9 protein-coding genes are annotated in these 14,055 nt (G+C 34.9%); all 9 read right to left on the reverse strand.

Features of this window, described 5'->3' with window-relative positions:
* Positions 1–19: 19 nt before the first annotated feature.
* The 9 genes from HNP25_RS07420 to HNP25_RS07460 all read right to left on the reverse strand — a co-directional run bounded on the left by HNP25_RS07420 (position 20) and on the right by HNP25_RS07460 (position 13,955).
* Positions 20–2,632 (reverse strand): DUF5686 and carboxypeptidase-like regulatory domain-containing protein, encoded by a 2,613-nt coding sequence (locus HNP25_RS07420; RefSeq protein ID WP_184132691.1) that lies wholly within the window; start codon positions 2,630–2,632, stop codon positions 20–22.
* Positions 2,613–3,026, reverse strand: a complete 414-nt coding sequence (locus HNP25_RS07425) for a GtrA family protein (protein ID WP_184132694.1) — start codon at positions 3,024–3,026, stop codon at positions 2,613–2,615. Before HNP25_RS07425 ends, HNP25_RS07420 begins: the two co-directional genes overlap by 20 nt.
* A gap of 3 nt (positions 3,027–3,029) precedes the next feature.
* Positions 3,030–3,491, reverse strand: coding sequence for a phosphatidylglycerophosphatase A family protein (locus HNP25_RS07430; RefSeq protein ID WP_184132697.1), 462 nt, complete (start codon positions 3,489–3,491; stop codon positions 3,030–3,032).
* 59 nt (positions 3,492–3,550) lie between these two features.
* Complete coding sequence (locus tag HNP25_RS07435; protein WP_184132701.1) at positions 3,551–4,885, reverse strand: inositol-3-phosphate synthase; 1,335 nt, start codon at positions 4,883–4,885, stop codon at positions 3,551–3,553.
* A 505-nt stretch (positions 4,886–5,390) separates the two neighbouring features.
* Positions 5,391–8,534, reverse strand: a complete 3,144-nt coding sequence (locus HNP25_RS07440; protein ID WP_184132704.1) for an efflux RND transporter permease subunit — start codon at positions 8,532–8,534, stop codon at positions 5,391–5,393.
* 15 nt (positions 8,535–8,549) lie between these two features.
* A complete protein-coding gene (locus tag HNP25_RS07445) occupies positions 8,550–9,599 on the reverse strand; it encodes an efflux RND transporter periplasmic adaptor subunit (RefSeq protein ID WP_184132707.1) in 1,050 nt (349 codons plus the stop codon).
* A 30-nt stretch (positions 9,600–9,629) separates the two neighbouring features.
* Positions 9,630–10,952 carry a TolC family protein gene (locus HNP25_RS07450; RefSeq protein WP_184132710.1) on the reverse strand — a complete coding sequence of 441 codons (1,323 nt, stop codon included), beginning with the start codon at positions 10,950–10,952 and terminating at the stop codon, positions 9,630–9,632.
* Positions 10,953–11,031: 79 nt separating this feature from the next.
* The gene (locus tag HNP25_RS07455; RefSeq protein ID WP_184132713.1) at positions 11,032–11,649 is read right to left on the reverse strand and encodes a TetR/AcrR family transcriptional regulator; all 618 of its coding nucleotides are present in this window, start codon (positions 11,647–11,649) and stop codon (positions 11,032–11,034) included.
* Between the two features lie 137 nt (positions 11,650–11,786).
* Positions 11,787–13,955, reverse strand: coding sequence for a fibronectin type III domain-containing protein (locus HNP25_RS07460; RefSeq protein WP_184132716.1), 2,169 nt, complete (start codon positions 13,953–13,955; stop codon positions 11,787–11,789).
* Positions 13,956–14,055: the final 100 nt, after the last annotated feature.

Genomic DNA, 14,055 nt, shown 5'->3' on the forward strand with positions numbered 1-14,055 from the left:
GAGATTATTTTTGTTAGCCTTAAAAATCAAACTTAAATCTACCTCGAATACCATATTCAGATACATTTGGATTATCTAAATACGAAAGACGTTTCACTAAGTCTATTCTAAAAACTTTGAATATATTAGATACGCCAACACTCGCTTCCATATAAGGTCCATTCGCCAACGAATTCGTTAAGATAGTACCATCTGCCGCTTGTGGGAAACGATATAAACTTAAATTATTCTCTGGTAAATTATTGGCACTTATTCCTCCCCAAAGCCCTTTGAAAGTAATTACTTCTCTGAGCTTTAGCTTTTTGATGAAGGGTAATTTATTGAAAATAAAACCATTAAAGTAATGATCTACAAAAAGTGCTGCATATTTATCAGAAGCAAATTCCAAGAAGTTCATCAAGTTATAAGATTCTAACTGATAAGAATACGATTGGTTGGCTCTATGAATCATCAACAATGGATAAGGCACTGTTCCAAAAATCTTGCCTGCTTCTGCCGTAATATCTGTATAACCAATGGGCGAAACAAAGAAACGTTTATTGGCTCTGAATGTAAGGTTATGGTAGTTATAATCTCCATTCAAGAAATTGGCAATGCCTAAGCTATAACGTAATTGGAAAATCGGATACTTGTTGATAATCGGTATTCTATAATTTTTCCCTTGATAGAATTGCTCGTTCGGAGCAAACTTTAAGTTCACAGATACTTCCGAACTTGTTAAATCTTTCTCGTTATACAATGGAGTATCAGGAGAAGCATTCGAGATATCGTATCTTTCAAACTTCAAAGAACCTGCTGCTTCTTGCGTTAAGTTTTTATAACCTAGTTCATAACTGAAACCACTTCTTGATTCATGACGATAATCTAAACGGAATATCTTATTGTAAGTCATTTTATCGTTTACGCCTCTTTTGAAAGAAAGTAATACGTTATCTTCTTGGATAAACTGTAATTCTTGTCCAGGAATTCTTACTTCTTCTTGATATGAAGCTCTTAGATAATTATTGGGGAATTCATAAATTGAATTATTTCCTAAATTATAAGTTACTCCTAAATATCCTTTCCAACGTTCGTCTTTAAAACCATAAGCAGCATAGGTTTCCAAGTATAATTTTGGATTCAATTTTGCCATCGTTCTACCACCAAAACGCAAACGGAAGCCTTCAACGGGGTTGAAACTATAAAATGCGTTGGCTGGACCAATTTCAAAATCACCAAAATCTTTATAACCAAACAATACCAAACCTGCTACCGTCATCAATCTTTTGAAAGCAGGTACTTGCTGAATACTATCAGCCATTTTATAAATACCTTGTTCTACATTGTTCAAGCCTTGATGCCTTGCATTTGCCCAAAAGTCTTCGCCTTTATTCAATGCCATATCCATCAACACATTCTTTTGAATGGGCTTGAAGATACTGTTCTCAATCGGTTTGTTTAAAACATAGTTTTGATAAGAAACCGACCGTTTCCCTAGAATCCCTCGTTTGTTTTCTTTCTTGCTAAATCCAAAATCTATTGAAATCTCATCTTTAGTGAGCATCAATTTATTATCTTCTACTGGTGCAAATTCTTGCTCTACTAAAAGCTCATTTACAAAGTTCAAGTTGATACTTCTTGGTACTCCTAATTTTACTTTTCTAACCGAAAAATTAGAATCCAAAGAAATATACATATTTCCAACAAAAGCAAAGTCGGTAGGGTTTCTTGGTGAAAAACCTAAATTCACACATTTCATGTTTTGGAACTGGAGGGTATCCAAAATAACGAAACGATAAAAAGTAGGTGATAAATTAGAAATCGGGCTAATAAACTGGTTGGTCAATAAGCTGATATTGCTATCATAAATATTGATGTCTTCGTACAAACGATTGATGTAAGAGGCAATACCATTATTATCGATGTATTGGTCTAAACCAATTTTCTTTTCTCCTTTAATATATACTTTCTCTTCTTGTGGATTTTTTCTAAAATACACATCGGCAACGGTTTCTTTTAAATAAAGTGGTAAAGAAACGTTTCCTGTTGTTTTGGAAGTATCAAGATTATCGAAGATAAATTGAAAGTTTTTGAAGGCTTTCTTCTTCTTATAATCTTCATCAATGTTGTTTAGGTTTAATTGTATTTTCTCGTATTTCTCGTATTGATAAAAAGCCATTCCTTCTTTGCGGTTTTCATCACGATGGGCTATTACCTTTCTGATTAAAACTACTGCGGGATTATCTTTATTACGATACTTATCTTTTTTGGCTTTTACCGTTACTTCTGATAAGTTTTGAGATTGAGGAATAAGTTTGATAGAAATCGTTTGGCTGACATCTCTTTTGAATGTTTTTACTTCTGTTTTATAGCCGATTGAAGAATATTGGATTTTAGTAGCTTGTCCATCTTGAATATCCATGGTATAATTACCATTAATATCTGTCTGGATGCCTTGCTTTGAACCCAATACAATAATATTTACAAAGGGAATTGCTTCATTGGTTTTGCTGTCAATGATTTTACCTTTTACTTTCGTTTGTTGTCCAAAAATGGGCGTCATCGCAACGACGCTGATCAATAAATAACAAATCATTCGTAACGTATTACTAATGTTCTGATTTGCTATTTTATTAAATAGATATTTTTTCATGATTTCTTGCATTAAACACGAACCATCTGTTCAATCCATAACTATATACTACGAATACGAACGTTCCTACCAATGCTCTTGTGATTAGATAATCTGCTGTTATAACTTTACTAAGGCCTAAAACACCGAGGGTATTCATCAGTGAATTCCCCGCTGAAACAAGTATATATTTTATTAATTGCCAACGGCTTTTCTCAGTTTTTGAATCTTGAAAAACCCAAAATCTCGACAAAATAAAACCTACGATTCCACCTAAAAAATTGCCTAATACCGTAGCCCATACAGTTGAAAAACTTAGATAGTTGAACACTAAATAAGATGCACCAAAATCTACAATGGTTGCCAGCCCTGAAACAGGAACAAAACGAATAAAAGGTTTAAAGAAGTCTGACATGGTTTAAAGGAAAAAGATGATGATTTGTAAACATCCATTTGCCCAAATTCCTGCCATTACATCGTCTAGCATTACGCCCCATCCATTCCCATATTTTTCAAAACTTCGGATATTGAATGGTTTATAAATATCAAAGAATCGGAATAAGATAAATGCTAAGAGTAGATTTTGCCATGAAAATGGAATGAAGCAAATACTTAAACACATTCCAGCCACTTCGTCGATTACGATTTTAGAGGAGTCTTCGCCCCAATGGGTTTCCATCACAGCAGACGACCACCTTCCTACCAACGTAAATACGATTGTTAACAGGATTAAGATTGAATGATAATAAAAGACATCGTTCACCAATCCAAAAATACCTGCAATCAAAGCACAAGCCAACAATGCTCCAAAAGTTCCCGAACCTTTTGGGATAAATCCTAAACCGAGAGCGGAAGCAAAGATTTTATGAAAATTCAACATGATAGAAAAATGGCTCTTGAGATGTTAAAAGCAAGAGCCATCTTTGATGGAGTCTGAAATTAGAGTTCTACTTCTGCATCAACATCTTCGTAGTAATCCATACCAAGATTGGTGATTAACTCTTCGCCCATTAAATAACGAAGTGTATTTTCTAATTTTTCCAATTGCTTGAAAATATCGTGGATTGGTTCTAATTCTGGTAATGTTTGTGGAGCTTTCCAGTAGAATGATAACCATTCTTGAATACCAGATAAGTTTGATCTTTTTGCAAGATCCATAAACAATGCTAAATCAAGTACAATCGGTGCTGCTAAGATAGAGTCACGACATAAGAAGTTGATTTTGATTTGCATTTGGTAACCCAACCAGCCAAAGATGTCGATATTATCCCAACCTTCTTTGTTATCACCAAGTGGTGGATAATATTCAATTCTTACTTTGTGGTGAATATCGCCATAAAGTTCAGGATTGATTCTAGCATCTAAAATTCCGTCTAATACGTTTCCTTTTGATACTTCTTTGGTTTTGAAGTTTTCAGGAGCATCCAATACTAAACCATCTCTGTTTCCTAAGATGTTTGTAGAGAACCAACCTCTTACACCTAAAGCTCTTGCTCTAAGACCTGGTGCAACGATGGTTTTCATCAACGTTTGTCCAGTTTTGAAGTCTTTACCAGCGATTGGCGTTTCTGTAATTTTTGCTAATTCTTCTAAAGCAGGAATGTCCAAACATAAGTTTGGTGCACCCATTGCGAAAGGAACATTTGATTTCAAGGCTGCATAAGCATACATCATTGAAGGTGCAATATCTGGATCGTTATTTAAAAGACCTGCTTCAAAGTTTTCTAAAGATGCGTGTACTTCTTTAGCTTCATGATAAATTTCTGTTGAACCACACCAAACCATTACTAGGCGTTCGCAGTCGTTTGCAATTTTGAAATTATCAATGTCTTCAATCAAAGCATCTACTAAATCTTGTTTAGTTGCTCCCGTTTTTACATTAGTACCGTCAAGGTTTTTTACATAACGTTTATCAAAAACTGCTTTCATTGGTTTAATCAACTCAAGTTCATCTTTCACTTGTTCGATTAATCCTCTTTCTAATACTCCTGCATTCACAGCAGCATCATACATACTATCTGAATAAACATCCCATCCTCCAAATACTAAATCATTCAAATTTGCTAATGGCACAAAATCTTTAATCTTTGGATTTCTGTTTTCTGTGCGTTTGCCGATACGGATGTTAGCTGTTTGCGTAAGCGAACCTGTTGGCTGAGCTATACCCTTGCGGCTTGCAAGAACTCCAGCAACAAATGTTGTCGCAACAGCTCCCATACCCGGCATTAAAATTCCTAGTTTGCCTGTGGCGGGTTGTACAATAATGTCTTTCATAAAATTGAAAATTTAAAATGCTACGAAGAAATTTTTAAAAAGCATACTGGCATAATCTTAACTCTCCGAACTATAACATTAACTATGTGTTATTAAAAAAAAGTATTTAGGTAAATTATTACTTCTATTATTTGGAATAAACTATGGAAACTTTTAAAAGGTTCAAAGTTTTCAAACTTTGAATTAAGTTTTTTTTAGACTAGAGAGCAAACTACTTAACAATGGAATAATACAAAATTATCAAACTGCTTAAAATTCAAGGCTGAACATGCAAATTTATAAAACACTTATTCACAAAAATATAACTTATGTTAATATTTAAGTAAAAATAAATGTGTATTACCCACCATTGAAATAAATATCATGACAGAACATCAATAAAAAAACTTATTAAACCTTATTATAACTCATTCATGTAAAGCTGTCTAATTAAGTTTGTATTCAAAAAAACTATGCCAGCGTCATTAGATGAATAAACTACAATAAGGTTTAATTAAAAAATAGATTATTCTACTAGTTGTACATCGGGCATTTCTTTAGATGACTTCATTCTAAACTTTGTCCAACTCTCTTTTGTCCTATCTACTAAATAATATACCATCGGCACAAGATAGACAGTCAATAGCATTGAGCTTGTTAAACCCCCAATCAATACCCAAGCTAAAGAGTTCTTCCATTCTGCCCCAGCACCTGTTGCAGTAGCAATGGGAATCATACCAATTACCATGGCAATGGTAGTCATTAAGATGGGTCTGAGACGTTCCTCACCAGCATATAAAATTGCTTTTCTGAAAGGTACGCCTTCTGCTTTTTGTTGGTTGGCGAAGTCAACAATTAGAATTGCATTTTTAACAACCAGACCCATCAACATCAGCATACCCAACATGGCAAAAATTCCGATATTTGAACTTGAAAGTGCCAACGCAAGTAAGGCTCCGATAATGGCAACTGGAATAGAAAGCAATACAACCAACGGATATATAAAACTATCGTACAACAAAACCATGATAAAGTACACCAAAATCAAAGCAGCTAACATGGCCAAACCTAATGAACCAAAACCTTCGTCTTGATTTTTGGCATCTCCACCCCAAGTAACAGTTACTCCTGCTGGAAGTGGTTTTTTGATTAAATCGGCTTTAATGCTGGCGATTAATGTTCCTGAACCAATGCCTAAAGTATTTGCGGTTACAGTAACCGACGAACGTCTATTTTTTCTTTCTAAAACTGATGGCCCTGTACTTAAAGATACATTGGCAAATTCCGCTAAACGCACTGGTCGTTTGGCGAGTGGGCTGTAAAAGTTGATATTTTTCACATCCTCAGGATTTTTTCTATCGAAAGCATCCAACATTACTCTAATATCATAATCTTCTGAACCATCCTTGAATTGTGAATCGTCATTTCCGGCAAAAGCATTTTGTAAAGTAGCTCCAACTGTCTGAATATCAAGCCCAAGCTTTGCCATTTTTTCACGATTCACATTTACTTGTACTTCTGGATTTCCATCATCTACAGAAACATTTACATCGTTTGCTCCTGGAGTAATTCTTAAACGATTACTTAAATCTTTCGCAGAAACCAATAATTCTTGTAGATTTTCTCCACCAAGAAATATCTCAATCGGAGCAGAACCTGCATTTACCATACCTATGATAGAAGAATTAAACTCTACTCCAGCAAATTTCTGACCTAATACTTTACGTAAATCAATCATGAAATCTTCAGTGGGTAGGTGATTTTCTCTTTCTTCAACGGGTAATAATTCTACAGTCAACTCACTTCTATTGGTTTCACCTTGACCAGTACTATTTAAGCCAGTACTTGCACCACCTACGTTCGAGAAAATTGTTTTTACTGCTGGATTCTTACGTAAAAAATTCTCTACTTCTCTTACTTTCAAATTGTTTTGTTGTAATGAGGCACTTTTATCTAATTTCATAGTCAACAAAAACTTCCCTTGATCACCTTGAGCAACGAATTCTTGTCCGATTATTCCAAGTGACATTACCCAACCTGTAGCTACAAAAAGTGTCACTAAAATACCAGTAAAGGCAATCTTGTGCGTAAGTACCCATTCTAAACTTCCGTGATACCATTTTGTCAAAGCTGTTAGACCGCCTTCAAACCACAATAAAAAAGCTTGAAATGGATTTTTAGCATCCAAATGTTCCAGTCTTGCTAAGTTTGAGGTCAACCAAGGAGTAAGCGTAAAACTTACCAATAAACTGACCATTGTTGCAAAGGCAACTGTTAATGAAAACTGACGAAGTAAATCTGCAATCACTGAATTTACGAAAGTAATCGGCACAAAAACTACCACAATTACAAGCGTAATTGCTACGGCGGCAAAACCAATTTCACTCATCCCATCTAAAGTAGCTTCCCAACGATTTTTGCCCATTTCTAAGTGTCTTTGAATATTTTCCAAGACCACGATTGAGTCATCCACCAAGATTCCGATAACTAATGAAAGTGCCAATAGTGTCATCAAGTTAAGCGAGTAACCCATTAGGAACATGAACAAAAAGGCTGAAATCAAAGATGCAGGCACAGAAACCATTACAATGAAAGCATTTCTGAAACTATGCAAGAACAAAAGCATTACTACTCCTACCAAAATAATGGCTAAGAACAAATCGTGTGTTACGGCTTCTACTGAGGCTAAAGTAAAAATACTGCTGTCGTAAGCGATGGCAAATTTTACTTTATCTTTAGCATTTGCTTTTTCAATAACAGCTAATTTTTCTTGCACTAAACGACTGATTTCCACAGCGTTGGCATCAGACTGCTTTTTGATAAACAAACCAATTCCATTTGTTCCGTTATAACGGCTAATACTTTCTGTTTCACCTAAGCCATCTGTAATATTGGCAACGTCTCCAACACGTATTGGACTTCCGTTTGGTGGAGTAATGATAACCAAATTACGAATTTCATCCAAAGAAGTGAATTTGCCCGCCAAACGTAAAGTCATGTTTTCTGCTTTACTTTTTACTTTTCCTGTTGGAAAATCTAAGTTTGCCTGACCGATTGCTTGCGTTACTTGTAGCAACGATAAACCGTAATAATTCAATTTATCATCATCCACATTTACACGAATTTCACGTTTCTCTCCACCTACCATCGTGATTTCGGCTACGCCTTCAATCTGTTGAAGAATGGGCAAATATTTATCTTCTACTTGTTGATAAAAAACCGAATTCGGTAAACTTGAGGTAGCCAATAATTGCATAATTGGCTGGTCGCTTGGTGAAATTTTTGAAAGTGACGGCGTTTTGGCATCTTCAGGCAAATCACTAATTACATTATTGACATCCCTTTGTGCATCCTCCAAAGCCTTATCCATATCAGTCCCAGCTTTGAATTGAACAATTACAATTGAGGCACTTTCTAAAGATTTAGAAGTAACAATATCAATATTATCAAGCCCTGAAATAGCATCTTCAATCTTTTTACTCACTTCCGACTCCACTTCTGTGGGTGCGGCTCCCGGATAAATTGTTGTAATGGTAAGTGTTCCAACTGAAAATTCAGGCAATAACACATAACTCAACTTATTATACGATACAATCCCTCCTAATACTAACACGGCAAATAGCACAATGATAACAGAAGGGCGTTTTATGATGGTTTCTACAAATTTCATAATCTTATTTTAGATTTATTGTGCCACTACTGCTGTACCATTTTGTAAGTTGATTTGTCCACTTACCACTACTTGGTCGCCTGCTTTAATGCCTTGAGTAATTTCATAATATTCATTATTTGCCACACCAATTGTTACATCTTTCAAAATAGCTTTACCATTTTCAACAACATATACTTGTGCTTTTTTGGTAGAACCTACAATCGCTTGACGAGGTACTGATAATGACTGTGCTTTTAATTGATTATCATTCACAATTGAACCGTACATTCCAGCTTTTAGGGGATTTGTACTTCTGTTTTGAACAAGTATTTCAACTGGATAATTATGAGACGCATCGCCAGTTACACCCACCATATTTACTTTACCATTAAAATATACGTTTGGATATACTTGTGTTTCAATCGGTATCGTTTGTCCAACTTTGAATTGATTAATAGATTTTTCAGGAATATTTACGACCAATTTCAAGGCAGAAATATCGGTGATGGTAGCAATCGGCATTCCCATAGCAACTACTGAACCTTTTTCAATCAATTTTGAAGTAACGATACCAGCGAATGGTGCAGTAATCGTAGTGTTCGCCAATTGTTTTTTCAATTGCTTGATTTGGGCTTGCGTTCCTCTGATACTCAATTGCGTTCTTTCCAAATTCACTGCTGGTACAGCATCGCCTTTCACCAATACTTCGTAACGTTGTAAATCGTTTTGATAGCCTTCTAACGTTACTTGAAGTGCTTCTATCTGAAAACGAATTTGTTCGTCATCCAATTTAGCAATCAATTGTCCAGCTCTTACGCCTTGTCCTTCATTAATTGGCAACTGAATTACTTCGCCACCTGCTAAAGGTTTAATTTCAATTTCACGATTGGGTGTAAATGAACCTAAAAATTCATTTTCTTGAGATAAATTTCTCAATGCTGCTTCTGAAGTAGTTACACCAACTTTTAGATTTACATCTGGTTGATAAACTTTCTTTTCAACGTTTTCTTTATTGGTGGATAATTTCCAAGCCGTCAAACCAAGAGTGGCAAGTAGGGCGAATATGATAATAAGACGTTTCATCGTTTGATATGTTGATTTTTATAAATGAATTTATTGTTTAGGAATAATAGTTCCCGAGGCTTTTTTCCAATTCAATTCAGCCGCACGGAGGTTTATTAAAGTATTCAGATAATTATTTTGTGCATCTTGTACTGCATTTTCCGCTTGAATTACTTCCGTCAAAGCAGTTGTTCCTTCTTTGAACTGCAATTGTGTTTGCGTATAAACTTTTTCTGCCAAAGCTACTTGTTCACGACTTGTAGTAAGATTCCGCTGTTCTACATAGAATTTTGTGCGAGCATTGGCAATATCCATCGAAATATTTTCTTTGGTTTGGTCTGATTGAATAGACAATTTCTGACTTTCAATTTTCTGCTGAACCAGTTTAGACTTTCTGGCAGAACCATCATAAATATTCCAGTTTAATTGCAAACCAAGCCAATAGCCCGGAACGTTTTTCAACACACTATTTTCACCATCTTTTCCAAAAACAGTAGAATTAGCTACACCATAAGCCGAAAGTGTTGGCAAAAAACTGGCTTTGGTATTCAAGGTACTTTGTTCGTTTAATGCTTTCTGACGTTCTAAAATCAAAATGTCTGTTCTGTTTATGGCATCATTGGCAATTAATGTAGGAACTGAAGCATTTTGGTCAATGTCGATTTTTACACTTAATGGTGCTGTTTGCGGAGTTCCAGTAAGGAATTTTAGAGCATTGATTAATTCTTGATATGAACCTTGGAGTGATTCTAATTGCGTTTGTGCTTGTGTGCGATTGATTCTCAGACGGTCAACATCAATTCCTTGAGATAATTTATTCTTATACAATAAATCCGTTACTTGAATCAGTCTGTCCAACGAAGCAATATTACTTCTCAGAAATGCCATTTGTTGGGCAACGGTCTGTAAATTATAATATGTATTAGAAACGCTAAAGGCTACTTCTTCCTGAGTTTTTAAAGTTTGTAAACTTGCTAAATCCACACTCAATTTGGCGGCTTTTAAACCGATGTTAATTGAAGGACTGTAAAGAGCTTGCGAAACCTGAACAGAAGTAGATAAATTATAAGGCAAACCCAACGCTAAAACCTGATAGCTACCTTCAGCACCACCAAAAGTTGAAGCAGGAACTACTTGACCCGGAATTTTCAAATAACGCTTATAATCGCCCGTTAAATTTACTTGTGGTCTGGCTCGGGCTTTTACTTCACTTATTTGAGCATCTGTTTGTTTTTCATTCAGTCTTGACAACTGAACTTGTTGGTTATTTTTTAATGACTGGTCAACTAATTGGTCGAGAGTAAGATCTTGAGCTTTCGTTCCTGATGCCAACAGCATCATTACCAAAATAAAAGACCATTTTGTATGTATCATGATTTAATCGTTTAGTTTATCTTTTTGATTTATTGAATTGATTTAATCAATTGATTAAAAATAGAGCTAAAAAAAAGCCCTATTTTTGAGAGCTAAATAAATAGTTAAGAATCATGTCTTTCACAATTATTTTATGTCGATCAGCATAGACATTGAATTCGTTTTCAGTCATATTCCAAATCTTCATTGTCATTATTTTTGTTTGGAAAAGAAACTGAATATTTGATTTCATAACTAATAAAAGATGGCGGATGTCTACATTAGCTATTCTTCCTTCATCAATCGACACTTTTAATTGTTGTGCAAATAAAGAATGATCGCATAGTTGTTTTATTGGGTAATTAATTATAGAACGTTCTGGATTGCGGTGTAATTCATTGATGATAAAATTGGTTAAATCTGGGTTTACCTTACAAGACTCAAAATCATAATCAATCATTCCTATAATTTTATCTTCCAAACTATCAGGCTTATTGAAAATCTCTAAAACCCCTTGAAAAAACAATTGAAACATTTCATCAAAAATAGCTAAAAACAATTTCTCCTTACTTCTAAAATAATAGTTCATCAAAGCACTATTTACTCCAGCTTCTTTGGCGATATCACGAGTGGTTGTGCCATCGAAGCCCTTCTCTAAAAAAACTTTTATGGCAGCTTCTTTGATTTTATCTTCTGCTGATTTTGTTAGGCACTTCATAACTCAATTGATTTGTATGACAAAGGTATAGAACAAAAAACTAAAAACAAATATTTAATCAACAATTTTAATCAATTGATTAAAATTGTTGATTAAATTAAATTTAGTAAAAGAAAAGTTAAATATTAGGCAAAAAACTATTTCGTTGTTGGGTTGATTTCTCCTATTCCTGAAAATTTCCCATCAAGATAAGCCACTTTTATGGCGTATTGATAAGAAGTATTAGCCTTAAAATCTTTGTCGGTATAATTACTTTCTTTGCTTGAAGCAATCATTTCTAAACCTCCGCCATCAACGGCTCTGTAAATTAAATAATGACTTACTGTTTGACTAAGCACTGGCGACCAAGATAGATTTACTTGCTTTTTTTGTGCATCAATTTGTGCATTGATTTTTGAAACAGTAGCATATTCTGTTTTTCTAAAATACTTCACTGGAATCGGGAAAGATTTTGGTGAAAGTAAGCCGTCGTCATCTTTGGCAACTACGGCGTATTGATAAGATTTATTAGAAACCACTGATTCGTCTTCATAAAGTAATGCACTCGAAAGCTGATTTTTTGCAATTTCTTTGATAGTCTGCCAATCAGCATTGCCTTCTTTTCGGTAAATGATATGTGCGACCACATCTTCACTTTCGCTTCCTACAATAGATAACCTCACACCTTTTTCTGTCACCAAAACATCTTTAATTACAGGCGTGGTAGGTGGATTTTTATCGGGTAATTTTACGTTTAAATATTCCGAAAATGCAGAATGATTATTACTTAAATCAATAGCAACTACTTTATAATACACATTTTCGTTGAGCATTTTATTGGCTAAAGTATCGGAAAAAGTATTACTCGAAATACCGACAGGCGTTATTTGGGTATAATACTTATTTTCGGCTGTGTACGAACGATACACTTTAAAAAGTGCAACATCAGGATTTTTCGGGCTTTTCCAACTAAGTTTTACTCTTCCTAAAGAATCTGCCTTTCCAACTAAATCTGTTGGAAAAGAAGGAGGCAAGCGGTCTTCAATACCGCCAGCAATTGGCAAAGTATAAGCTAAATTACCAGCAGTATCAACCGAAGCGATGATATAATAATCACCAATATAAGCTTGTGGCTCGGTATCGGTAAAACTTAAAGTATTAGGCGGAATGATATTTTGCGTAATCGGCTGAAAAGGCCCATTCACTGTTGGCCCACGTCCAATCACATAACCTTTAAAATCAGCTTCCTTTACTGTTTTTTTCCAAGTGAGCATAATCGCAGTATTATTGACATTTTTGGCTCTGAAATCATCAGGTGATTTTGGTGGCGTTAAATCTTTTCCCATTGCGACAATGGTTTCAGAAGGCTTACTTTCTTCGCCAAAGCTATCAATGCCACGAATGCGGTAGTAATATTTATGATAATTTTTAGCGAGACTATCGATATAAAAAGCTTTGTTTTCCCATTTGGCAAATTGTGCTTTCAATAAAGTATCTTTTGCTAATTCTTGTGGGTCGGGTTTGCCCATCACAAAAGGTGTTTGGTTTACTCTTTTGAAGTTTTTGCCGTCTTCACTTTTTTCAATGTAAAATGCCGAAAAATCACCTTCTGGCCCTAATCTGTCCCAAATCAAAGTGGTTTTTCTGTCGCCATTTTCAGGTTTATCAACAAAGGGTGCGAAAGTCAAGAAACTTTGTCCAGCTTCTACAACCACTTGTGCAGTATCAAGTACAATTTTAGTTTTTGTTGGTATTTCGCTTCCTGCCAAATAGATTTTATAGGTATAAAGTGCATCTTTTTTCTTGATGTTTTTATCTACAAAACGCAAACCAGCGGCTTCGGCGGCTTTTTTTGAAAATTCCGCAGCCGTTAAAGTTGTGGCAAATCGAACATTTTGTTCTTGACTGATTTTTTTGATATTGAAAAAATCAGTCTTAAAATTTTTATCGTTCGGATAACCGTAGAGCATTTCCCCGACTACACTTATTCCTTTTTCATCTTCTGCCAAACGACTTTTCATTTGTTCTAAAGTCCAAGGTTTTAAAGGTTTTGGCGTTAAAATTTGTCGAGTACCCTGTTGATTTTCTTTGCTGTACTCAGTACGTTCGATGATATAGCCACGCACAGTACCAGCCAACCAGTAAGCTGGCATATTTGGCGACCAACGCAAAACCACTGAATCACGATAATTACGAGCCAAAAGCATGATTTTGGGCTTTTTAATCTTGCTTAAAGTATCTTTTTGTGTAGCGTTTGCTTTTTGAGAGAAAGCATTTTCCACAGATATAAAGCTGAAAAACAGGAGGAATAATGATATTTTTTTCATGTATATTTTAGCTTTGAGTTATCAGTCTTTAGCTTTGAGTTTTTTGATTTTCAAATTTCTAAGGGGCTAGCTCCAAAGGAAGTATCTACCAAATTTTATT

The sequence above is a fragment of the Arcicella rosea genome, assembly GCF_014204325.1.
GTDB lineage: Bacteria > Bacteroidota > Bacteroidia > Cytophagales > Spirosomataceae > Arcicella > Arcicella rosea_A.

Coding starts and splice junctions, on each gene's coding strand:
- HNP25_RS07420 (WP_184132691.1), bottom strand. CDS start 2,632: ATGAAAAAATATCTATTTAATAAAATAGCAAATCAGAACATTAGTAAT.
- HNP25_RS07425 (WP_184132694.1), bottom strand. CDS start 3,026: ATGTCAGACTTCTTTAAACCTTTTATTCGTTTTGTTCCTGTTTCAGGG.
- HNP25_RS07430 (WP_184132697.1), bottom strand. CDS start 3,491: ATGTTGAATTTTCATAAAATCTTTGCTTCCGCTCTCGGTTTAGGATTT.
- HNP25_RS07435 (WP_184132701.1), bottom strand. CDS start 4,885: ATGAAAGACATTATTGTACAACCCGCCACAGGCAAACTAGGAATTTTA.
- HNP25_RS07440 (WP_184132704.1), bottom strand. CDS start 8,534: ATGAAATTTGTAGAAACCATCATAAAACGCCCTTCTGTTATCATTGTG.
- HNP25_RS07445 (WP_184132707.1), bottom strand. CDS start 9,599: ATGAAACGTCTTATTATCATATTCGCCCTACTTGCCACTCTTGGTTTG.
- HNP25_RS07450 (WP_184132710.1), bottom strand. CDS start 10,952: ATGATACATACAAAATGGTCTTTTATTTTGGTAATGATGCTGTTGGCA.
- HNP25_RS07455 (WP_184132713.1), bottom strand. CDS start 11,649: ATGAAGTGCCTAACAAAATCAGCAGAAGATAAAATCAAAGAAGCTGCC.
- HNP25_RS07460 (WP_184132716.1), bottom strand. CDS start 13,955: ATGAAAAAAATATCATTATTCCTCCTGTTTTTCAGCTTTATATCTGTG.